General features: G+C 54.4%; 15 protein-coding genes and 2 pseudogenes. 10 read left to right on the forward strand and 7 right to left on the reverse strand.

Features of this window, described 5'->3' with window-relative positions:
* The first annotated feature begins 358 nt into the window (after window positions 1–358).
* Together ACA066_RS17585 and ACA066_RS17590 are read left to right on the forward strand one after the other, a co-directional pair.
* Window positions 359–1,555 (forward strand): patatin-like phospholipase family protein, encoded by a 1,197-nt coding sequence (locus tag ACA066_RS17585; protein WP_497695956.1) that lies wholly within the window; start codon window positions 359–361, stop codon window positions 1,553–1,555.
* Window positions 1,556–2,265: 710 nt separating this feature from the next.
* Complete coding sequence (locus ACA066_RS17590; RefSeq protein WP_497695957.1) at window positions 2,266–2,727, forward strand: PRC-barrel domain-containing protein; 462 nt, start codon at window positions 2,266–2,268, stop codon at window positions 2,725–2,727.
* A 422-nt stretch (window positions 2,728–3,149) separates the two neighbouring features.
* Here the strand turns inward: ACA066_RS17590 and ACA066_RS17595 are convergent, their stop codons facing one another.
* Complete coding sequence (locus ACA066_RS17595; RefSeq protein WP_497695958.1) at window positions 3,150–3,650, reverse strand: transposase; 501 nt, start codon at window positions 3,648–3,650, stop codon at window positions 3,150–3,152.
* Window positions 3,643–4,521 (reverse strand): annotated as a pseudogene (locus ACA066_RS17600) (transposase); the annotation flags it as partial. The gene ACA066_RS17595 and the pseudogene ACA066_RS17600, both read right to left, overlap by 8 nt.
* A gap of 499 nt (window positions 4,522–5,020) precedes the next feature.
* Here ACA066_RS17600 and ACA066_RS17605 point away from each other — a divergent pair.
* Together ACA066_RS17605 and ACA066_RS17610 are read left to right on the forward strand one after the other, a co-directional pair.
* Window positions 5,021–5,947, forward strand: a complete 927-nt coding sequence (locus ACA066_RS17605; RefSeq protein WP_497695959.1) for a transporter — start codon at window positions 5,021–5,023, stop codon at window positions 5,945–5,947.
* 546 nt (window positions 5,948–6,493) lie between these two features.
* Entirely contained in the window at window positions 6,494–8,860 is a 2,367-nt protein-coding gene (locus ACA066_RS17610) for a tetratricopeptide repeat protein (protein ID WP_497695960.1), read from the forward strand.
* Window positions 8,861–8,975: 115 nt separating this feature from the next.
* Here ACA066_RS17610 and ACA066_RS17615 read toward each other — a convergent pair whose 3' ends face one another.
* Window positions 8,976–9,437, reverse strand: coding sequence for a DUF4345 domain-containing protein (locus ACA066_RS17615; protein WP_497695961.1), 462 nt, complete (start codon window positions 9,435–9,437; stop codon window positions 8,976–8,978).
* Window positions 9,438–9,528: 91 nt separating this feature from the next.
* Complete coding sequence (locus tag ACA066_RS17620; RefSeq protein WP_497695962.1) at window positions 9,529–11,556, reverse strand: alkyl/aryl-sulfatase; 2,028 nt, start codon at window positions 11,554–11,556, stop codon at window positions 9,529–9,531.
* 147 nt (window positions 11,557–11,703) lie between these two features.
* Here ACA066_RS17620 and ACA066_RS17625 point away from each other — a divergent pair, with 147 nt between their 5' ends.
* The 5 genes from ACA066_RS17625 (at window position 11,704) to ACA066_RS17645 (ending at window position 17,084) form a co-directional block, all read left to right on the forward strand.
* Window positions 11,704–12,660 (forward strand): LysR family transcriptional regulator, encoded by a 957-nt coding sequence (locus tag ACA066_RS17625; RefSeq protein ID WP_497695963.1) that lies wholly within the window; start codon window positions 11,704–11,706, stop codon window positions 12,658–12,660.
* A 114-nt stretch (window positions 12,661–12,774) separates the two neighbouring features.
* Window positions 12,775–13,221 (forward strand): hypothetical protein, encoded by a 447-nt coding sequence (locus ACA066_RS17630; protein ID WP_497695964.1) that lies wholly within the window; start codon window positions 12,775–12,777, stop codon window positions 13,219–13,221.
* A gap of 281 nt (window positions 13,222–13,502) precedes the next feature.
* Complete coding sequence (locus ACA066_RS17635) at window positions 13,503–15,161, forward strand: arylsulfatase (RefSeq protein ID WP_497699906.1); 1,659 nt, start codon at window positions 13,503–13,505, stop codon at window positions 15,159–15,161.
* Window positions 15,162–15,262: 101 nt separating this feature from the next.
* Window positions 15,263–15,937, forward strand: coding sequence for a DUF3313 domain-containing protein (locus ACA066_RS17640; protein WP_497695965.1), 675 nt, complete (start codon window positions 15,263–15,265; stop codon window positions 15,935–15,937).
* A 139-nt stretch (window positions 15,938–16,076) separates the two neighbouring features.
* Window positions 16,077–17,084: an HAD family hydrolase gene (locus ACA066_RS17645; RefSeq protein WP_497695966.1), complete on the forward strand. Its 1,008-nt coding sequence runs from the start codon at window positions 16,077–16,079 to the stop codon at window positions 17,082–17,084.
* Window positions 17,085–17,205: 121 nt separating this feature from the next.
* Here the strand turns inward: ACA066_RS17645 and ACA066_RS17650 are convergent, their stop codons facing one another.
* A complete protein-coding gene (locus ACA066_RS17650; RefSeq protein WP_497699907.1) occupies window positions 17,206–17,991 on the reverse strand; it encodes a transporter in 786 nt (261 codons plus the stop codon).
* A gap of 261 nt (window positions 17,992–18,252) precedes the next feature.
* On the opposite strand from ACA066_RS17650, the gene ACA066_RS17655 reads away from it, so the two are divergent.
* On the forward strand, window positions 18,253–19,521 hold the full coding sequence (locus ACA066_RS17655) for an OmpP1/FadL family transporter (protein ID WP_497695967.1): 1,269 nt from the start codon (window positions 18,253–18,255) through the stop codon (window positions 19,519–19,521).
* 257 nt (window positions 19,522–19,778) lie between these two features.
* On the opposite strand, the pseudogene ACA066_RS17660 reads toward ACA066_RS17655, so the two are convergent.
* Window positions 19,779–19,907 (reverse strand): annotated as a pseudogene (locus tag ACA066_RS17660) (hypothetical protein); the annotation flags it as partial.
* A 99-nt stretch (window positions 19,908–20,006) separates the two neighbouring features.
* Entirely contained in the window at window positions 20,007–20,516 is a 510-nt protein-coding gene (locus tag ACA066_RS17665) for a hypothetical protein (RefSeq protein ID WP_497695968.1), read from the reverse strand.
* Window positions 20,517–20,540 lie beyond the last annotated feature (24 nt).

Consider the following 20,540-nt stretch of genomic DNA (forward strand, 5'->3'; position numbering starts at 1 on the left):
ACAGGAAAACGGTACCCTGAGACCAGAGATCGCATCGCTGAAATGACTGGGTTTCTCCGCTTTGGGTCGCAAACGGTCTCTCACGAAGGCTGTCAGCCAATCTCGCCCTTTGAACCATGACCCGTCCTGAATATCACGCTCTACCCCTTAACCTGGAGAGTCCAAAGGCTTTCGTATAAAACCTGGCGCGCGCGGCCAATGAGTTTTTTTATCATGCAAAGGAGCGCAGAATGAGCAGCTTGGCGTTCGAATGACGTGCCGCAGGCGGCTGGCGTTTAGTCATCGTGCACCACGGGTAGGGACTTTCTCGGGGACGATGAGCGCGCTTGCTGTCGACGGCAAGGGCTGGAGAGGCGTTTTGAAACCATTCCCGCTCAGACCTGGCGCCTCACTGGACATGTTTCTTCAAGCGTGTCTGCCACGCCGTGACGCTGTTCCGCCAACCTTGACGGAAAAAGCTGTCATCCCGGGCATTCCCGATGCTCGCTACAGGCTGGACCACGACCTGACGCCTTTCATTGAAGATGCGGTTCAGTCCAACAAACGTGAGAGCGAGGTTCTCGCCAAGGCCGGGAAGCCGAACAATATCCTTCCGCTGGCAAATATGCTGGCGGTTTCCGGTGGCGGAGATGCGGGCGCATTCGCAGCGGGACTGATTGCTGGATGGACGACGCATGGGACTCGCCCCATGTTCAAGGTCGTCACAGGCATTAGCGCGGGTGCCCTGGTCGCCCCGTTCGCTTACCTGGGGTCCGAGTACGACGGCGTGATTCGGTATGTCTCCAACGCAATCGGTCCAAAAGACATTTTTCATTCGCGAAACGTGTTAACCCGTTTTGCCAGCGACGGTATTGCGGACAGCAAGCCACTGTCGCGGCTCATCGCAAAATACGTCACTGCGGAGATTCTTGGGGCGATCGCGTCGGAATACGCCAAAGGACGAATTCTGATGATCGGCACAACCGACCTTGATTCGGGGCGGCCAGTCACTTGGAACATGGGCGCGATTGCCTCCAGCCAGGCACCGGGAGCGCTCGACCTTTTTCGCAACATCATGCTCGCGTCAATGAGTATTCCCGGTGCAGTCTCACCCGTCATGATTGATGTGGACGTTGACGGCAAACAGTTTCAGGAAATGCACGTAGACGGAGGGGTCATCACTCAAGTGTTTCTATACCCACCCAGCACCGTGATGGCGCTGAGCAAAGCCACCGGAGCACCTTTGCGACTCGACCGTCATTTCTATGTCATTCGTAATGGAACACTGGAGCCGCAGTGGTCTGGGACCAAGCGCCGCACATTGAGCATCGGCGGTCGAGCCATCAGTGCCTTGATTCAAACTCAGGGGATCAGCGACCTGGAGCGTATTTACCGTATGGCGCAACAGGATGGAGCGGATTTCAATCTTGCATATATCGGCTCCGACTTTTACTTTCCGCACAATCGGAAATTCGATGGCGAGTACATGAAGCGTTTATTCGATTACGCCTTTCAACTCAGCGCGAAGGGCTATCCGTGGCATAAATTGCCGTACTTGGAAAACACTAAACGATGAAACAACCGCTGAAAGATCGAGGCAATCTGGTGCATTGAGCGGTTGAGTCCACAGTCGATTGCAGCGCTTTATAACAGGCAGCATTCGGCCGATTCTGTTGAAAAAGTCGGTCTGCCCAAACTGCCTGATCATTGACTGGTGAAAACGCCTTTTTTGCACGCTGCTACGTGAAATCCGAGTCCGGAAGCCTCTGCCAAAAGCAAAGATTTTAATCTCGGACGCATACTTTTCTGATGCGCAAACTACGGTCGACTTTTTCAACAGAATCGGCCATGAGCAGACATTCGCCTGCTGCTTTGATGTCCTGCTCCGGACTTTACTGGAGCTCCCTATATGGACTATCACTCAATTAGTTCGCTTCGCTGACCGAGGACGGTTACAGTTGTGGGCAAAGCTTAATCGTCATATTTATGAGGTCATATGCAAGCTGGAGACATAGTTACCACAACAGGAAATCGCTTTATTCAGGTATCTACGATAAGCAATATAGGTGAATGCCAATATATAAAACAACACAAAGCATCAATTTTATGCATGGATAGCACCCTAATTAAAAGCTGATTAAATATTATTTTTATTTCCAACCTACCATACGTCGTCACGCGAAAAAAAATTCAAACTTTTCAAAAGCGGGTGACTCTCATCAATACAGTCATAAAGGCTGCATATACATTTTCTGATTGATTGTTGATTGTTGATAGGAGATAGCAATGAACTATGAAGATCGCGATACCTATGGCATGTACAAAACCAACCTCCTACGAGATGCCGGCTCCGAGGAACAGGGGCCTGGGCCCGACCTGATGGGTGCAGACACGCTCATTGGAAATGATGTTTATAACCATAATGAAGAGGACTTGGGAGATATTAAGGAAATCATGCTGGATGTTCGCAGCGGTAGAGTGAGTTATGCCGTTCTATCCTTTGGTGGCTTTCTTGGCATGGGAGAAAAACTGTTTGCGGTACCTTGGAATGCATTGTCACTCGATACACTCAATAAGCGCTTCGTACTAAATATAGAGAAAGAGCGCTTGGAAAATGCACCAGGCTTTGACAAGGACAGTTGGCCTAATATGGCCGACGAGTCTTGGGCAACAGAAATCCATTCTTTCTATGGAACTAAACCCTTCGATTACGATACTATCCAGAGACAAAGTATCGACAAGAGCTAACTATTCATATCCGAAACGAAGAGTGATGCGCGCCGAGCAAAACAACGACATGGTGTTTACGAAGTTGTCAGGGTGAAATCAGGGGCTTAGCACCTAGGCCAACTCAGAATTTCCTGCCAAAACACAGTCATTGGTATAAAAATTGGTACGGGACTCCCTTCTCTCGCAACACATAAAAAGCCCCGCTCCGGCTGTAGCCGTGCGGGGCTTTTTCACAATTAGAGCTGATGTTCTGAACGCTGGCTGGAAGGCAACTATCGGCCGATTCTGTTGAAAAAGTCGGATTTTCAGTTCACCTGAACTCAGGCACGACCACCGCCGGAGAACCTACTCCCCACATTGAGTGGTTTCTCGGCCCTTCGTTGACCTTTGCTGCTCTGTTATTGGGTTAATTTGAGGTTTTTTGCTTCGTGCAGGCGCACCTATCCCGTGACCGGTGGCCCTTGAGAGGTAAATTTGGCCAGCCGTCGCAGGTTCTGCACCGCGGCGGCCAGCGTGAACTCATCGGTCGCGCCACTCATGCCACGTAGTCGCAAGCGATCCAATTTCAGGATGCGCTTGAGGTGGGCGAACAACATTTCGACCTTTTTACGTTCGTGGCGAGAGCGCTGATACGCCGGCGTTGCTGCGATGCGCCGAGCCGCATCCCGAGCGGCTTCATGGACGCTGCGAGCAATCTTGCGGAACGCGGTGTTCGGGCAGCACTTGGCTTTCATCGGACACGCTACGCAGTCGGTGCCGGGATCGGAAGATGATGGTGTTGGCTTTCGTGACGTGCGAACGCTCATTCTTGAAGGCTCGCCATTCGCTGCGCAATGCATTGCCGGTTGGGCAGCGGTATTCCTCAGTCTCCTCATTCCAGTGGAAATCGTTGCTCGAGAAACTGTCGTTGTTGCGCTCGGTTTTGTCCCACACCGGCACATGCGGCTCGATGTCTTTTTCCTCCACCATCCAGGCCAGCATCGGCGCGGTTCCGTAAGCGGTGTCGCCGATGAGGCGATCCGGCTTGATGTCGAACTGCGCTTCGATACGCTCGATCATGGTCTTGGTGCTCTCGACCTCGGCCGTTCGATGAGCCGGTGTGGGTTCCACATCCACGATGACGCCGTGCTCGGTATCGATCAGATAGTTTGTGGAATAGGCGAAGAACGCCGGGCCGCCTGGAGCTGCGGTCCATCGGGCCTGCGGATCAGTCAGCGATAAACGCTTCGGTAGCGTTTCGGCCAGGGCTTCCTCATCGAGCGCTTCAAGGTACTCACGCACGGCGCGGGTGCTCAGGGACGGATCGCTCCAGTTGACCTGTTCATCACCCGGTACGCCGCGCTGGCGACTGGCATCCGCTTTGATGATGCTGGCGTCCACGGCAAAGCCTTCGCCTTTGACCAGGCCTGCGTCCATGCAGCGACGCAGTACTTCATTGAACAACCAGCGAAACAGATCACTGTCCCGAAAACGGCCGTGTCGATTTTTGGAAAACGTCGAGTGGTTGGGGACTTCATCGTCAAGGCTCAACCGGCAGAACCAGCGATAGGCCAAGTTCAAATGGGCCTCTTCGCACAACCGCCGCTCGGAGCGGATGCCATAGCAGTAGCCCACGACCAGCATGCGGATCATCAGTTCAGGATCAATTGAAGGGCGCCCAATCGGGCTATAGAAATCAGCGAGGTAATGGCGCAGGTCGCTCAGATCGAGACACCGATCAATGCTGCGCAGAAGGTGATTGGCTGGGATGTGATCTTCAAGGTTGAACGAGTAAAACAGTCGCTCCTGCCCACTCGATAACTGTCCCATCATGCTGTGTGATCCCCCGCCGGCCAATGAAGATATTTTGCCGTAGGCCAGACAGGGAGCTACTTTTTCAACAGAATCGGCTAAAAGCAGACTCTCCGAGGCGTCTCCTTTCTCCTTCTATGAGCAACCGGGTATCTAAGAAATCAGGGGCGAATCAATTCCCGTTTAAGCCACTGTCGCGTGTCAAAAGCCGTTGTTTCCAAGAAATTTCCTTGAGTCTCATTTCTTCCTTGCCGGTGTGCTTGTCAGCGATTTCAAGGATGCTGAACCTAAAATTTTCAGCAAAGGATTCCCCGCGCTTCTTGTGAAGGTCACGGAAAACCAGGGGGGCAAACCTCATCCAATAAACAGTATGCCTAGGCACTGATCGGCCAGGAGTATCCGATCAAACAGTAAGTGCGGCCACACGGTGCTGGTGGCAGCTGTAAGTGCCAAACGCATGCAGATGCGCTACAACAATACATAGAACTCTGGGGGCCTGACAGGAAGCGAGCCAATGTGGATGAAACACAAACTCTGCGTCGTCAGGCTGGTTCGGTTCGCATCCGTTTCCCTCATCATAGTAGCCCCCGGTGCAGTCGCAGAGGATCTCGAACCCAGGTCCTACGCCAATACGCCGGTCGGTATCAATTTCCTGCTCATAGGCTACAGCGATCTCCATGGCAGCGTGACAGCCAACCCCTCAGTCCCGCTCCAAGATGCCAAGCTCAACATCAAGACTGCCGTGTTCGCCTTTGCCAGATCCCTGGACGTCTGGGGCCGCTCCGGGAAGTTCGATATTATCGTGCCTGAGGCAAGATTGACGGGCTCTGCTCTGTTCGCCGGTGAACCCAAGGAGCGTAATGTTACTGGGTTGATCGATCCAAGATTCCGGTTCTCGGTCAACTTATATGGCGCCCCGGCGATGTCCCTGGCGGAATTCCCCAGCTATCAACAGGATGTGATTATCGGCGCCAGCCTGGCGATCACGGCGCCACTCGGCCAATACGACGCTAGTAAGCTGGTAAATCTCGGCAACAACCGCTGGTCATTCAAGCCCGAACTTGGGATTTCCAAGCGCCTGGGACCAGTGACCTTGGAATTATCCGGCGCGGGAACCTTTTACACCGACAATGACGAGTTCCTCGGTGACCACACACTTTCCCAGAACCCGATTTACCAGGTACAGGGGCATCTTATCTATGCCTTTAGCAACGGTGTTTGGGCTGCGCTAGATACAACCTACTTCGCTGGCGGGAGTAGCTCAGTCGATGGGGTCGGTAACCACGATTTTCAGGAAAACACACGCTACGGATGCACCCTTGCGCTGCCGTTGAACCGGAACCACTCGCTAAAGCTGAATGCGAGTAAGGGCGGGCATACCCGTACGGGCAGCGAATTCGATGCCATTGGCATAGTCTGGCAGTATCGCTTCGGCGGAGGGCTTTGAAACTTAGGACTTACGCTACATTTGATTCATGCGTTCGTGAGACATTTGTCTGATGCTGGTTGTTACCTTGCCATTTGTGACAGGCAGTTTTCGGCCCAGGCTGTGTAAAAACGCAGGCACCGTTTTAAAGTCTGCGTTGCTACGTAAAATCTGCCAGTCCTTGGTTAATCAGCAGACCTGAAATTTGCGTAGGAACGCGATTTTCGTTCTGGTTCTGAACGTCAACCCTGCGCTAAAACGTTTTTACACAGCCTCGGCCAATAGCGGACGTTGGGACCAAGTCCGCTTCCGGCAAACTCGGACATTCATAGGTACCACGCTTGAGCCTAAGCAGATCCATAGCTAGACAGAACTAGAAAAATTTGCGGGTCGATCCAAAGTCTTAAAATTCATCGTGGGAAGGAGCGACGCCGAATACGGCGTCGCGATCAATAGGATTGATCCGACTATCACGTAGATTATTGACAGTCGCCTGTCATCCGGCAAAGCTGGATCAAACCTGAACGCGCGCCTGACGGCAAACGCATCCGGACTATGGAAGTCGTAATGCCGAAAGATAAAAATAAAACGGTTAGCGCAAACCCTGATTCGCAACCGACGACGATTAACAGCTATCTGTTCCCCGTCACTATCGGCGTTCTGCTCATGGCAGTTGTGGGCATCGGCTGGTTCCTGTTCAGCAGCAAACCTGCTCCCGTGGCGTATGCGCCGGTTGGCACGCAGGTCGTCCAACCGACCAAGCCACAACCGGTTGCCGTAGTGCAAGAAATAGCGCCGGCAAAAATGGTCGATGAGCAGCAATGTCAGGGTTGCCACAGCGCCCAGGTCAAGGCCTGGCAAGGTTCCCATCACCAATTGGCGATGCAGGTAGCCAACGCTGAAACCATGCTTGGCGACTTCAATAACGTCACCTTCAAGGCGGAAAAAGAAACCACCCGTTTCTCCCGCAAGGGTGACGGATTCTGGGTCAACACCCCCGGCATCGATGGCAAGAACGCGGACTTCAAGGTCGCTTACACCTTTGGGATCGCGCCGCTACAGCAATACCTGATCGAGGTTGGCGACGGTCGCTTGCAAGCCTTGGGTGTGGCCTGGGATACCGAGAAACACCGCTGGTTTCACCTCTATCCGGGCCAGAGCGTGACCTTCAAGGACCCGATGCACTGGAGCAAACCGAGCCAGAACGCCAATTTCATGTGCGTCGAGTGCCACACCACTGGTTACAAGCGCAATTTCGATGCGGCAAAAAATACCTTTGACAGTCATTGGAACAGCCTCGGTGTCGGCTGCCAGGCGTGTCATGGCCCGGCCTCCAATCACTTGGAATGGACGGCGAAAAAAGATGACTTGATCCACGCCGGGTTTGCAGTCGACCTCAAGGACAAGAATGCCACCGTCGAAATCGAAACCTGCGCACGCTGCCACTCCCGCCGCGCGCCGCTGGGCGATGGTTTCACCGTCGGCAATCGCCTGATGGATGACTACCTGCCGAGTCCCCTGACCCGCGAACTGTATGCCCTAGACGGCAAGATCAAGGACGAAGTGTTCGAACATGGCTCCTTCGCCCAGAGCAAAATGTCCGACAAGGGTGTGCGTTGCAGCAATTGCCACAATCCCCATAGCACCCAGCTCAAGATGCCGGGAAATGGCGTCTGCCTGCAATGCCACAACACCGTCGGCAAGACTTCGGTGGAAGGTGTCGATGGCAAGGGCCTGCAAGCGAAGAATTACGATTCCATCGAGCACACCCGCCATACCATGGGCCAACCCGGCTCGCAGTGCGTGGATTGCCACATGCCCGGCAAGTTCTACATGGGCAATGACTTTCGGCATGATCACAGCTTCAGCATTCCGAACCCCGAACGCGCGAAGAAACTCGGCACGCCGGATGCCTGCCTGACCTGCCACCAGGGCAAGGTCGGCGATAAGGTCACCAAACAGTTCAAGCTGTGGACTGGCGCGAATGCGGCACAAGCGCGACGTTACGACGAGAGCATGTGGCTGATCCGCAACGGCTTGCCCGGCGCGGCACAAGCCTTGTACGAGCAATTGCAGCGCATAAACCTGCCGGCCATTCAACGGTCGACCCTGCTCACCGAGTTGCCGTCATATCCCAGCGAACAGGCGCTGAAACTGGCAACTAACGATCTAAGCCACCCGGCACCGCAAGTGCGTGAAAGCGCCGTGCGGGCGATCAGCGCGTTCCTCCCGCCACCGGAGCGTGCGCCGCTGCTGACGCCGTTGCTGAGCGACCCGGTGAAGGGCGTGCGCATTGCGGCGGCGCGAGACTTGCTCAGTCTGGCGCGAAACGGTCTGGGCAATGCTCAGAACGCGTGGAATGCCGCCATTGGCGAGTATGAAGCGGTCCAGAAGAACTTGGCCGAACGCGCCGAAGCCAACCTGAACCTGGCCATGCTGTATCAAGCCAATGGACGCAATGGCGATGTCGAAGGACTGCTACGTACTGCGCTCCAGCATGATCCTGATTTCCACCCGGCGCTGGTGACGCTGGTGCAATGGCTGGAAGCCAATGGGCGCAGCCAGGAGGCTCAAGCGCTACTCACGCAAAGCCTGAAGGATCACCCGGAAGCCGCCCTGTTGCAACACACCCAGGGCCTGTCACTGGTGCGCGCCGGGAAATCGGACCAAGCCATGTCCTTCCTGCGCAAGGCCGCGCAACTGGAACCGCATAGTGCTCAATACGGCTACGTCCTCGCAGTTGCACTGCATGACAGCGGCAAGGTTGAGGCGGCATGTGAGGAATTAGAAAGGCTGTTGAAGGTGCAGCCCGCCAACCGCATTGCGCGGGTGGCGTTGATCCAGTACTACCTCGAAGGCGGGCAGGAACCGAAGGCTCAGATGCTCTTGCAGGGCTGGAAGAAAATGAACATGGATGACCCATCGTTGAAATGATCCGTCGCGTCTGAAGCTGCCGAGCAGGGAGAAGATGCGTTCGGCAAATCGATGCGCGCCGGCATGTTGTTTTATTTAACTGCTGAATTACATGACCCAATACTGGGGCATCGCCTTACTCACTGGCGTTCCGCACTGGCCCTTGGCTCTTTGAGGGATAACAACTTGAATTTTCGTTGTGCGCGGGTTTATTCGCTGTCGCGAAGTCGCAACAACCAATAGGCGACCGGTATGACCGCCAACTCTTCCCTGCATAGAGTTGAAGCAGCATCGAGGGCAATCCATCAATTATGAAGCTAATTAAGCGACCAAGAACAAGTCCACTGCAAAAAATGAGGACCGTGAAGATTGCGACTTTGTGTAATTTCGGTTGAAAGGCACAGACCAGCCAGAAGGTACCTAACGCGAGATACAGGCACATTACAGCTCGGAGAATGTGAGCGATGTTGATGTCGAGTACGTCCATACCGAAAAATTTAAGGGCGAACCACGTTGGGCTTACGCCGTAGCTCAGCGCAATGCTGCCTACGGTGAGGAATGAGATGATCAGAAAGTATTTTTTCAGTGCAGCGTTCATGACAGTCCTTTGCAGGTGTTGAATGGGCGCGTCCAAGCAACGGGCGCGCCAAGGTTGCTGACCCTTTAGCGGGATTAAGCGCGCAGTCCAGTTACTGCTTTGTACCCGGCAGTAGTTCGAAGTCCGGGGTGAACGGCGTCATGGCGGCTATCAGCAGTTCGAACGGTTTGTGATTGCCCTCGAAGCTAGCCTTGCCGTCCTTGACGAGCTGATCGAAGCTGGTTTTTCTCGCCATCACGCCTTCAAGCGCAGTGCGATCAAGGGTGATGGTCAGGTCGGCGTTTTTGGCCTGCTGTCCCTTGATGCTGGTCAGGGTCGAGTTACTCAACTCGACCACGAATTGCTCACCATTGTCCGGCGTCTTGAGGTTGAGGATGAAGTGTTGATCCGCGACTTTGCTGCCATCCAGGCTGATGCCAAGGTACTCCAGCCACAACTCTGTGCTCATGGCGCGGATGATGTCAGGTCCACCAGATTTTGGCGGTACGCCCTTGGGCACGCCGTTGCGCAGTTCGTAGGCCGCTGCAAGGAAGCTGTTGCGCACGCCGGCACTTTCCTTCTGATAGCCGACCTGCTCGTAGACGTCCGCCAGCAGGTCCTTTGCCTGGTTGTTTTGCGGCTCGGCATACACCAGTTTATTGAGGATCTCATAGGCTTCGTGATATTTGCCCTGGTCGAACAAGGATTTGCCCTTGGCCATGATCTTGTCTGCACCGCCCATCATTTCGACATACAGCGGTGCCGAATCTTTTGGTGACAGCGGCATCAGCGTCGCTGGGTTGGCATCCCAATAGCCCAGGTAGCGGTTGATCACGGCACGGCTATTGTGCTCTTCCGAGCCGTGGTAGCTATGGGTCGCCCAATTGTTTTTCAGGCTTTCGGGCAACTTGTAGACGTTTTGAATCTCGTTGATGGTGACGCCCTGGTTAGCGGCGTGCAGTACGGCATTGTTCAGGTTGGCGTAGGCATCGCGTTGCGCGCGCATGACGTCCTGAATCCGCTCATTGCCCCAACGTGGCCAACTGTGGGACGCGAGCATGACATCGGCCTGTTGTCCGTAACGATACAAGGCGTTGTTGATGTTCTTCGACCAGACCAGCGGATCACGGACCAGGGCACCGCGCAGGGTGTAAATGTTATGTATGGTGCCGGTAATGTTTTCGGCTGCCCAGAATGCCTTGAATTGCGGGAACCAGGTGTTCATCTCCGCTGGCGCTTCGGTGCCGGGTGTGCTTTGAAACTCCATTTCCACACCGTCGATGGTCAGGGTCTCGAAATCTTTCGCGATATAGCGATTGGGCTCAATCAGCCCCATGTTGCCAATGGAGGCATTTTTACCAATGGCCATGTCGACATGGCCATACGGGCTGTGCGGCAACATCACACCATATTGGAAGAACGCGCGCCGGTTCATGGCATTGCCGGCGTAGACGTTTTCAGCCACGGCATGTTCCATGAAACCTGTCGGTGCTATCAGCGGGACCTTGCCGCTGCGCACATCTGCTTCATCGACCACTCCGCGGATACCACCGAAATGGTCGGCATGGGAGTGGGAGATCACGACCGCTACGACCGGGCGCTTGCCGAGTTTTTCATTAATGAAGTCCAAGGCAGCCTTGGCGGTTTCCTTCGACATCAGGGTATCGAAAACAATCCAGCCCGTATCGCCCTTGATGAAGGTGATGTTGGCCAGGTCAAACCCACGCACTTGGTAGATCTTCTCCGGAACGACCTCATACAGACCGAAGGCCATGTTGAGTACCGCCTGGCGTTGCAGGGACGGATTGATACTGTCGTAGTCCTTGCCTTCCAGCAGGAAGTTATAGCTGCCCATGTTCCAGGCGACGTTGCCCGCTTCGGCCATGATCCTGGTGTAGGACGGTGCAGCGATGAAGCCTCTTTTGGCCTCTTCATAATCACGCTTGTCTGCAAACGGAAGTGCCTTGCGCACACCGTTCTGCAATGCGACGGTGTAAGACGACGGCGCCTTGCCTTTGTTATCGAAATGCCCGTTTTGCATCGCAGCCGACTCGGCAGTTGTTTCGGCAGCAAAAATGGCCGGGCTGATGCCCGTAGACAGTGCGATTGTCAGGGCGCAATAGAGGGTCTTGTTATACATGAAGTGTTCCTTCGCCAAGGGGTGTCGATGCCGTTAATGGCGCGGGTTTGCTCTTGCTCATCTTGACCCGCCGGACAAGGAATAGCATATTCATCCGATTACGAAAAATTCCATTTCAACACGTTTCGATAACATAGAGGTTATGACATGACCCCGCGTCGTTTGCGCCAGTTTCTGGCGCTGATTGAACATGCGCACTTTGGTCGGGCGGCCAAAACTCTGGGGGTTTCCCAACCGGCACTGAGTAAAAGCATCCAGCTGCTGGAACAGGAACTCGGGGTCACGCTGTTCGATCGACGCACCGAAGGCGTCGTGTTGACTGCATTTGGTCAAGTTCTTCATGAAAAGAGCCGGCGCTTGTTGATGGCCGAAGAGGATCTGCGGCGCGACATAACCCTACTGGCAGGCGGAGATATCGGCGCACTCAAAGTAGCCTTGGGGCCGTACCCCAGCGTCATCAGCGGCTATCCCGGCATTGCCCGATTGCACGCCCGACATCCGCACCTCAAGGTGACGGCCCATGTCGCAGGATGGCGTGACGTAGCGCACCAGGTCGCCAACGGTGTCGTGGATCTGGGGATCGCTGAAATCAGCGCCTTGCAAGACCGGAAGGAATTCAATTGTGAGCTGTTGGGTGAACATCAAGGACGATTGTTTTGCCGGCCCGGACATCCGCTGCTTTCGCAACGCACTCTGAGCCTGGCTCAAACGCTCGATTACCCTTGGGTAGCTTCGCGTATTCCGTTACGCCTGGCCGGTCATTTGCCGCCCGCGACGTTGGGGTGCGCCGGCGCGTATGACACGGTGAATGGCGATTTCGTGCCTGCGATTGAAATTGACGTACCCATGCAGATTGTTCAATTCGTCGAGAACAGCGATGCACTGGCGGTAGGCACTTTGTCGACCTTTGAGCGGGAGTTGATCGCGGGTGAAATTGTACCCCTGCCGATTCACGATCAGGCGCTGTACACCCGTTACGGTTTTATCTATCTCAAAGAGCGTTCGCTGCCGCCAGCCGTGCAGGCTTACATGAACGAAGTGCGGGCCGTAGAAGAGGAAATTACCCGGCGTGAACGTCAGCAGGCCGAATTTAAGATGAAGTAGCGGAGGGGTTTACAGGTAGAACTTCCCTGAAACATCACACCCTGAAATGCAACGCTGTATTAATGAGCTATACCCAATATTCCGTCACGCACTTCTCCACTATTGGAGGTTGTAATGAATCCCGGCACAACTCTGGCAGTAATATTGGTCACCGCGAGTCTATTCGGCTGCACCCATTCACCAAACCAATCGGTGAATCTGTCTTTGGCAGCGACACACAAAAACCCCGGTCAGATCGCCAAGAGCACATTGACCAGCACGGGCAATCAAACCAATTTCGATTTCTACATCACCGGAGTTCCAAGCGGAACCATCTTGCCCCCTCGAATATACACGTTCATCAACAGGGGCAGCTGCCAGCAACCGGGGCCCGCCGCGTACGCCATGAACGATAAGGTCAACACTGAAAGCAATGCCGGTACCAGTGGCTGGAGCTTTTACAGAAGCGCGCCGATATCACTGTCCGACTTGCTGTCCGACAAGTACTCCATCGTCGTACGTACAGCACCTGAGGATGGCAGCGTGGATATATTCTGCGGCGATATAAAAAAAGCAAACTAGTTGAAAAGAAAAGGTCAGTTATCACTACGTCGATGCTGAAAAACGATGGGGTTGTAACGGTGATGTAACACGCCTTCTTCGATCAGGCAATGTCTACCCTTCAAATTTAAGAAACCGCACTAGACTGTGTCGTGGGCCTTCATTGGAACTTGATCATGCGCAGGGGGAACGTGGTTCTGTACCCGTATCTAGGCTAATGACTCGGTGGTAAATGCACGAAGGGTTTGTTGATGTGCACTCATCACCCTTGCGAACACCACGGAACAACGAGGAATCCTGGTATGGATAAGTTATCGAATCACTTCAGGCTGTCGATCGCATTTGCTGCGCTGCTGTCATTGAATGGGGTCGCCCACGCGGCTCAGACGGAAAAGACCAATATCCTGTTTATCGTCTCCGACGATACCGGCTACGGCGACCTCGGGCCGTATGGCGGAGGCGTCGGCCGAGGTATGCCTACGCCGAGCATCGACGAACTGGCGGCGGAAGGTATGACTTTTTACTCTTTCTATGCCCAGCCCAGCTGCACTCCGGGCCGGGCGGCCATGCAGACCGGACGAATCCCCAATCGTAGTGGGATGACCACCGTGGCCTTTCAGGGCCAGGGTGGCGGCTTGCCGGCAGCCGAATGGACACTCGCGTCGGTGCTTAAAACCGGTGGGTACGACACCTATTTCACCGGCAAATGGCACTTGGGCGAAGCTGAATATTCGCTTCCCAATGCCCAGGGTTATGACGTCATGAAATACGTCGGCCTATACCACCTCAACGCCTATACCTACGCCGACCCCACGTGGTTCCCGGACATGGACGCGGAAACTCGCGCGATGTTTACCAAAGTGACCCAAGGGGCCTTGTCAGGCAAGGCGGGCGAAAAAGCGATCGAGGAGTTCAAGGTCAACGGCCAGTACGTGGATACGCCTGTGGTAAATGGCAAGCCCGGTGTGGTGGGCATTCCCTACTTCGACAACTATGTCGAAAAAGCCGCACTGGAGTTTCTCGATACGGCCGCCAAATCGAACAAGCCGTTTTTCATCAACGTCAACTTCATGAAAGTGCACCAGCCGAACATGCCGGCACCGGAGTTCGTTCACAAGTCCATTTCCAAGTCCAAGTACGCCGACTCTGTGGTGGAACTGGATACCCACATTGGCCGCATCATGGCCAAGCTAAAAGCGCTTGGCATGGATAAAAACACCTTGGTGGTTTACACCACGGATAATGGCGCCTGGCAGGATGTCTACCCGGATGCCGGCTATACGCCGTTTCGCGGGACAAAGGGCACGGTGCGCGAAGGCGGAAATCGGGTGCCGGCGATTGCCCTCTGGCCAGGCAAGATCAAGCCCGGCGTAAAAAACCATGAAATTATCGGTGGCCTTGATTTGATGGCAACGTTTGCTTCTGTGGCGGGCGTGAAGTTGCCCGAGAAAGATCGTGAAGGTCAGCCCATCATATTCGACAGTTACGACATGACCTCTGTGCTGACCGGCGCTGCGCCCTCCCCGCGTAAAGAGTGGTTCTACTTTACCGAAAATGAATTATCGCCTGGCGCTGCCCGGGTGAATCAATTCAAGGCGGTATTCAACTTGCGGGGCGATAACGGTGCCCAGACCGGGGGACTGGCTGTGGACACCAACCTGGGCTGGAAAGGGCCGACGAGTTACGTTGCGACCATTCCGCAGGTGTTCGACCTGCTGCAAGACCCGCAGGAACGCTACGACATTTTCATGACCAACTTCACCGAGCATACCTGGTCGGTCGTGCCGATCAGCGCCGCGATCATGAAATTGATGAAGACGTACGTCGACTACCCACCGCGCAAATTGCAAAGCATGGGTTATGACGGGCCGCTCGAACTGTCCCAATACCAGAAATTTGAAAGCGTACGGGAAAGCCTGAAAAAAGAAGGTATCAACTTGTCGATGCCCAACGGCAACTGATCAATCAGGCAAGCATGGCGGTCTCCTCGGGGCCGTCATTTTGCTACCTGAAGTTATGAGTATTCGCTATGCGTTAATAACTCACTGCCAGGAGCACCAATATGAAAACTGCCTATCAATGGCTTGTCAGTGCCGCTTTAAGTAGCCTGCTGATTGCTGGCTGCACCTCCAAAATTACAGATAAAGAGCAATTTTCGGGTTTCCTCTCCAGCTATGAAGGCTTGCAGCAAGTGGCATCACCCAGTGGCCATCCGGTGCTTCGTTGGGTCGCGCCCGATTTCAAGCCCTCGGCCTATGACACTGTGGTGTTCGAACGCTTGCAGATGTATCCGGCGCCAAAACCTGGCGAGCGGGTCAATATGCAAACCCTGCAACAGATACAAGCGTTTACCAGTGACAGCGTCAAGAACGTACTCTCGCAGAAATATCAGGTCGTGCCCAACGTCCAGTCTGTGCCGGACGGTTCGCGAGCGATGGTCATGCGCGCGGCAATTACTGGCGTGAGCGCTTCCAATGAGGGCATGCGCTGGTATGAAGTGGTGCCCATCGCAGCAGTGGTGGGTGCAACCCAAGCCGCTACGGGTCATCGCACTCAGGACACTGAGTTGTTTGTCGAGGCTGAGTTTGTCGATCCCGCTTCCGGTAAGCCCTTAGCGAAAGTAGTGCGGAAAATATTTGGCACAACGCTGAAAAATGACAGCCAGGAAATTACCGCCAATGATTTCAAAGCAGCGATCGGAGACACGATGCGTGACCTGCAAACGTTCCTGAAATAGAAATTTGCAGGCGGCTTCGGCGCATCTGGTCAGTCCCTACAGTTACGGCTGGCCAGTCGCGCATGAAGCTCCGGGCAGACATCGCAGTAGATATTCCCAGTTCAGGTTCTTGGCTGGATAGTGGTAGAGAGGAAATCTAATGAACAACATCAAATCACCTCGGTCGTCGTTGCGTTGGTACTGGCTTATCCTGTTGTGGCCGCTACTGCTGCAAGCTGCCGAACCCTTACCATCTTGGCAAGAGGGTCCTTCCAAACACGCCATAGTTGAATTCGTCGAGGCAGTGACGACTGATGGCTCCAAGGATTTTGTGTTACCGGCTGCACGCATTGCAGTGTTCGATAACGACGGAACGCTGTGGAGCGAGCAGCCCCTTTATTTTCAAATGCTATTCGCCCTTGAGGAGGTCAAACGCCTGGCGCCACAGCATCCAGAATGGAAAGAGCAGCAGCCATTCAAGGCCGTGCTGGAGAACGATCAGAAAACCTTGGCAAACAGCGGTATGGAGGGACTGCTCAAGATCATCGATGCCACCCATACCGAGATCAGTACTCAAGCGTTTTTAGCTAATGTCCGAACATGGCTGGCCAAAGCCGTGCATCCCAAAACTAATAAGCCCTACACCGAAATGGTGTATCAGCCAATGTTGGAGTTGCTTGCCTATCTCCGAGTCAATGGTTTCAAAACTTACATCGTTTCGGGTGGTGAAGTGGAGTTCATGCGCGCCTGGACGGAGGAAGTGTATGGAGTACCTCCGGAGCAGGTGATCGGCACGACCTTCACCGGCGAGTATCAGTACAACGAAGGCAAGCCAGTGATCATGCGCATGCCCAAACTTGCCCATAACGACGATGGGCCCGGAAAACCCGTCAGTATTGATGCGGTTATTGGCCGCCGCCCCATCTTCGCCTTTGGTAACTCCGATGGTGATCAGCAAATGTTGCAATGGACCGCGGCGGGTGACGGCAAGCGCTTCATGGGGCTGGTGCATCACACAGATGCACAGCGCGAATGGGCTTATGACCGAGAATCAAAGGTAGGGAAACTGGACAAGGCATTGGATCAGGCCAAGGCTCAGAATTGGACGGTAGTTGATATGGCGAAAGAGTGGAGCCGAATCTATCCCTTCGATACTGCTGTGCCGTAATGACGGTCGAAAAATGTCCGGTCACTACAGCTGGAAACCGTTATGACACGGTCAATAGAGACGCGGTTGTAGTGAAGTATTGATAAAAAAACACAGTTCGGGGCTGGGCAAACAGGGTGTATCACTTGGGGAACAGCAGTGTAAACGCTACACGAAACCCCCAGCCTTCAGCGCCATCTTTCGGGGTATCAACCCAGTAGCGCGGCCCCACTTGAAGGCTCATGGGCTGATGACCCACCTTGAACAACTGGGAAACGAACAGGTTAATCGGCACGGACCATTCGCGTGTCTGCCAGTCGTAGGTGGATTCGGTGTTGATGCCGTAGGTGGTATAGGTATGCGTGGTGAAGCTAAAGAAAGGTTGCAGAAAGGTCTGGTTGATCTTGTCCTTGTCATCAGGCGGGCTGTTTTCCAACGACCAGATGTGGTTGGCCAGAATGCCGCGAGTCCAACCATGGCTTTGTTTGAGGGCAACCACCGTTGGACCGGCCCCCCATTGCTCACCGCTCAACAGTTTGTCGCTGCCGGTGGGCAGTAAAACTGCGGGGCCTGCACCCCATATCCAGCCGCTCGCCGTGGGGTGCTTAGGTGAAAAGAAGAAACTCTGGGTCACGTCACCAACGCCCGTTTTATCCGCTTGTCCACCAGGTACCAAGCCATGCTGGTCAATGATCGGCAAGATAGTACGGGAAATCAGATTCCATTTGTCGTTTAGGCTGAATGGCAGTACCGGCTGGATATTGGTGACACTTTGGTAGCCTTCGCCACTGGGCCCAAGCTTTTGGTTCCAATTGTATTGAATGGGGACGCTGTAGAGAGCGGCGACTGGATTAAGCGCTTGCTTGGCCAGTTCTGCCTGGCTATCGGCGGTGAGTCCGATTTCGGGGCAGAACACTATCAAGACCATAAAAGGAGCTACTTGAAACCCTTTGTTCATCAGAAGCTCCCTTCTCAAGTTCGAGACTTTGGACTTCCACGTTACGGATGAATGGCTGCTTAGGAGGACTACTCGTTGCCCGTATAGCTTAGTTCAAATTCTCTACTAAAGTTATGCTCTGGTGCTGCTAACTCCAACTAATCTACGACTCAGAACTGCGAGCGGCCCCATCTTCAAGGATCGACCGCAAAAGCAACCGTTCTTCACCGATGGATATCTGCCGAGGTTATTATGCCGACCAGTACAGCTGCGCTATCTGCCCTCAGCTTGTTAGGACTGTGCTGCCAGCCAGTCTGGGCTGGCGGCATCATGCTTTACGAAATCGGCACGGATAACACTGGTCTGGCCAACGCCGGCGCTGCGGCCCGCGCTCAAGGCCCTTCGACCATCGCCAGTAATCCGGCGGGCATGAGTTACCTGCCGGGCACGCAGATCACCGGCGGTTTGCAGGTGCTTTACGGCAACCTCAAGTTCAATCGCGACGACGACACCAACGTGGCGGGCAGCAGCAGTGGCAACGCTCTCGATCCGATTCCCGGCGGCAGCTTCTTCATCAGCCATGAACTGGATGACCACTGGAGCGTCGGCTTCGGCCAGTACGGCGACTTCGGGCTGGCGGTCAATTACGACAACGAATGGTCGGGGCGTTACTTCGCGCAGAACGCCAGCCTGCTTGGTTTGTCGATAGTGCCGAGCGTGGCGTACCGCTTTAACGAGCAGTGGTCAGTGGGGCTCGGCGTGAGAGCCATGTACGGCATGTTGCAAGCACAGACCGCCATCGACCGCTCGCCGTTCGGCTTCACCGACCGCAGCGACGGGCAGTTCAAGTACAAGGACAAGGATTGGGGTTTTGGTGCCAACGTGGGCGTGATTTATGCCCCGCAACCCGGTACGCGCATCGGTCTGACTTACACCAGCAAGGTCGACCTGGAATTCGAAGACGGGCTGGACGTCAAGGGCGATGGCCGGTTGCTGGAGCGGGTCAATGGCACCAACACCCAACTGGATATGACGGTGCCGCAAACCGTCACCCTGAGTCTGTTCCAGCAACTCGACCGGCAATGGGCGTTACTGGCGTCGGTCAACTGGCAGGACTGGTCGGAGTTCGGTGACATCGCCGTGCAGGTCGATACCACGGCGCTGGGATCGCAATCGAGAACCGTGGACGCCGACTTCAAGGACACCTGGCACCTCTCCCTCGGCGCGCAATACCAGGCCACCGAGCAACTGTTGTGGAACTTCGGTGTGGCCTACGACAGCAGCGCCGTCTCGGACAGCAACCGCACCGTCACCATGCCCATGGGCGAATCCTGGCGCATTGCAACGGGGGCTACCTATGCTCTAAACAAGGACACCGATGTCAACGTTAGCTGGGTCATGGCTTGGCTCGGCGACCAGCCGGTGGATCAGACCAAGTCAACGTCGGGCAATCGAATCTCCGGTCAGTTCGACAGTGCCTGGATTCAAGCCGTGACCGGAAATATGACCTGGCGTTTTTGACGCTCAGCGATAGACAGTCTAACTCATCGAAGCTGCTTGCTTTCAACCCCAGAAGTCGGCAGTTTGAACGTCTGCTATGGGTCCAGGCTGTGTGAAAACACACTTGATACGTTCAACGCTGAGATTTTTGTTTGGATTGCCTGCGAAGTCGGTAGTAGAAAGTACAGATTGGTCCATGCGGCCAACATCGGCGCTCATATGGCTGTTGGGGCCGCGTCAGCAGTCCCAACAGCTTTACCGACGATCCAGCGGCCAGATCACGCCCTGATCGCTTCAAGCAATCCCAAGATGCCAAAGATGTTCATCATTCGTTTGAGGTTGTAGGCGAGCACATGAAGGCTCATCTCAGTGCTCACCCTCGGCAGAGTTTTGGTCAGGAAGTGGGTAACATCATGTCGCGCCCTAAAGGCCTGTTTGAGGGTCGCCTAGGTCCGTTTGCGGCCGGCAGAAATCGGCCAAAAGCGGAAGTTCATTGCGATGGGCAATCACTGTGTACTCGACAACGGCCCGAAGAACATACGTATGACTTTGTCCCTGCCAATCACACGCACCAGCTCGCGCATCGTGCAATACATCAGCACCAGTACCAGCAGCAAAATCTGAATGGCCCAGAAATGTGGCCACACGATCTGCTCGAGCAACTTTTCATTAGCAGCGGTCAGACTGCCGACCTCTCGCCAAAAATCGATGAGACGCTCCAGATAATGAAAAAGCATGGCTATCAGTGTGTAGATCGTTGTTTTCCAGGCGACGTTGTACGCTAAGGGCTTTTGCGGGTAACGATTAATGAGTGGCAGTAAGTCCGCGATCACCACCGCCTTGCCCAGAATCAAGGCTGCCAGCATTACCGACGCGGTCGTACCCAGCGTGACCCCTGTTTGCTTAAGCATCAGCAGACGAATGAAAACAACAATATGCAACGCAACGAAGAAAAAGACGGTAGGCGGAATCACTGCTGCGATCTCTTCTTTGACCTTCTCGGTGAGTTTGCTCATGACTTTTCCTCGGCTGTAATCCAG

This window comes from Pseudomonas sp. LBUM1651 (assembly GCF_059716135.1).

What these genes read in the sequence shown, in the direction of transcription:
- ACA066_RS17610 (WP_497695960.1), top strand. Translation starts at nt 6,494, where the DNA reads ATGCCGAAAGATAAAAATAAAACGGTTAGCGCAAACCCTGATTCGCAA.
- ACA066_RS17665 (WP_497695968.1), bottom strand. Translation starts at nt 20,516, where the DNA reads ATGAGCAAACTCACCGAGAAGGTCAAAGAAGAGATCGCAGCAGTGATT.
- ACA066_RS17595 (WP_497695958.1), bottom strand. Translation starts at nt 3,650, where the DNA reads ATGTGCCGGTGTGGGACAAAACCGAGCGCAACAACGACAGTTTCTCGA.
- ACA066_RS17590 (WP_497695957.1), top strand. Translation starts at nt 2,266, where the DNA reads ATGAACTATGAAGATCGCGATACCTATGGCATGTACAAAACCAACCTC.
- ACA066_RS17620 (WP_497695962.1), bottom strand. Translation starts at nt 11,556, where the DNA reads ATGTATAACAAGACCCTCTATTGCGCCCTGACAATCGCACTGTCTACG.
- ACA066_RS17650 (WP_497699907.1), bottom strand. Translation starts at nt 17,991, where the DNA reads ATGGTCTTGATAGTGTTCTGCCCCGAAATCGGACTCACCGCCGATAGC.
- ACA066_RS17655 (WP_497695967.1), top strand. Translation starts at nt 18,253, where the DNA reads ATGCCGACCAGTACAGCTGCGCTATCTGCCCTCAGCTTGTTAGGACTG.
- ACA066_RS17640 (WP_497695965.1), top strand. Translation starts at nt 15,263, where the DNA reads ATGAAAACTGCCTATCAATGGCTTGTCAGTGCCGCTTTAAGTAGCCTG.
- ACA066_RS17615 (WP_497695961.1), bottom strand. Translation starts at nt 9,437, where the DNA reads ATGAACGCTGCACTGAAAAAATACTTTCTGATCATCTCATTCCTCACC.
- ACA066_RS17635 (WP_497699906.1), top strand. Translation starts at nt 13,503, where the DNA reads ATGGATAAGTTATCGAATCACTTCAGGCTGTCGATCGCATTTGCTGCG.
- ACA066_RS17625 (WP_497695963.1), top strand. Translation starts at nt 11,704, where the DNA reads ATGACCCCGCGTCGTTTGCGCCAGTTTCTGGCGCTGATTGAACATGCG.
- ACA066_RS17605 (WP_497695959.1), top strand. Translation starts at nt 5,021, where the DNA reads ATGAAACACAAACTCTGCGTCGTCAGGCTGGTTCGGTTCGCATCCGTT.
- ACA066_RS17630 (WP_497695964.1), top strand. Translation starts at nt 12,775, where the DNA reads ATGAATCCCGGCACAACTCTGGCAGTAATATTGGTCACCGCGAGTCTA.
- ACA066_RS17645 (WP_497695966.1), top strand. Translation starts at nt 16,077, where the DNA reads ATGAACAACATCAAATCACCTCGGTCGTCGTTGCGTTGGTACTGGCTT.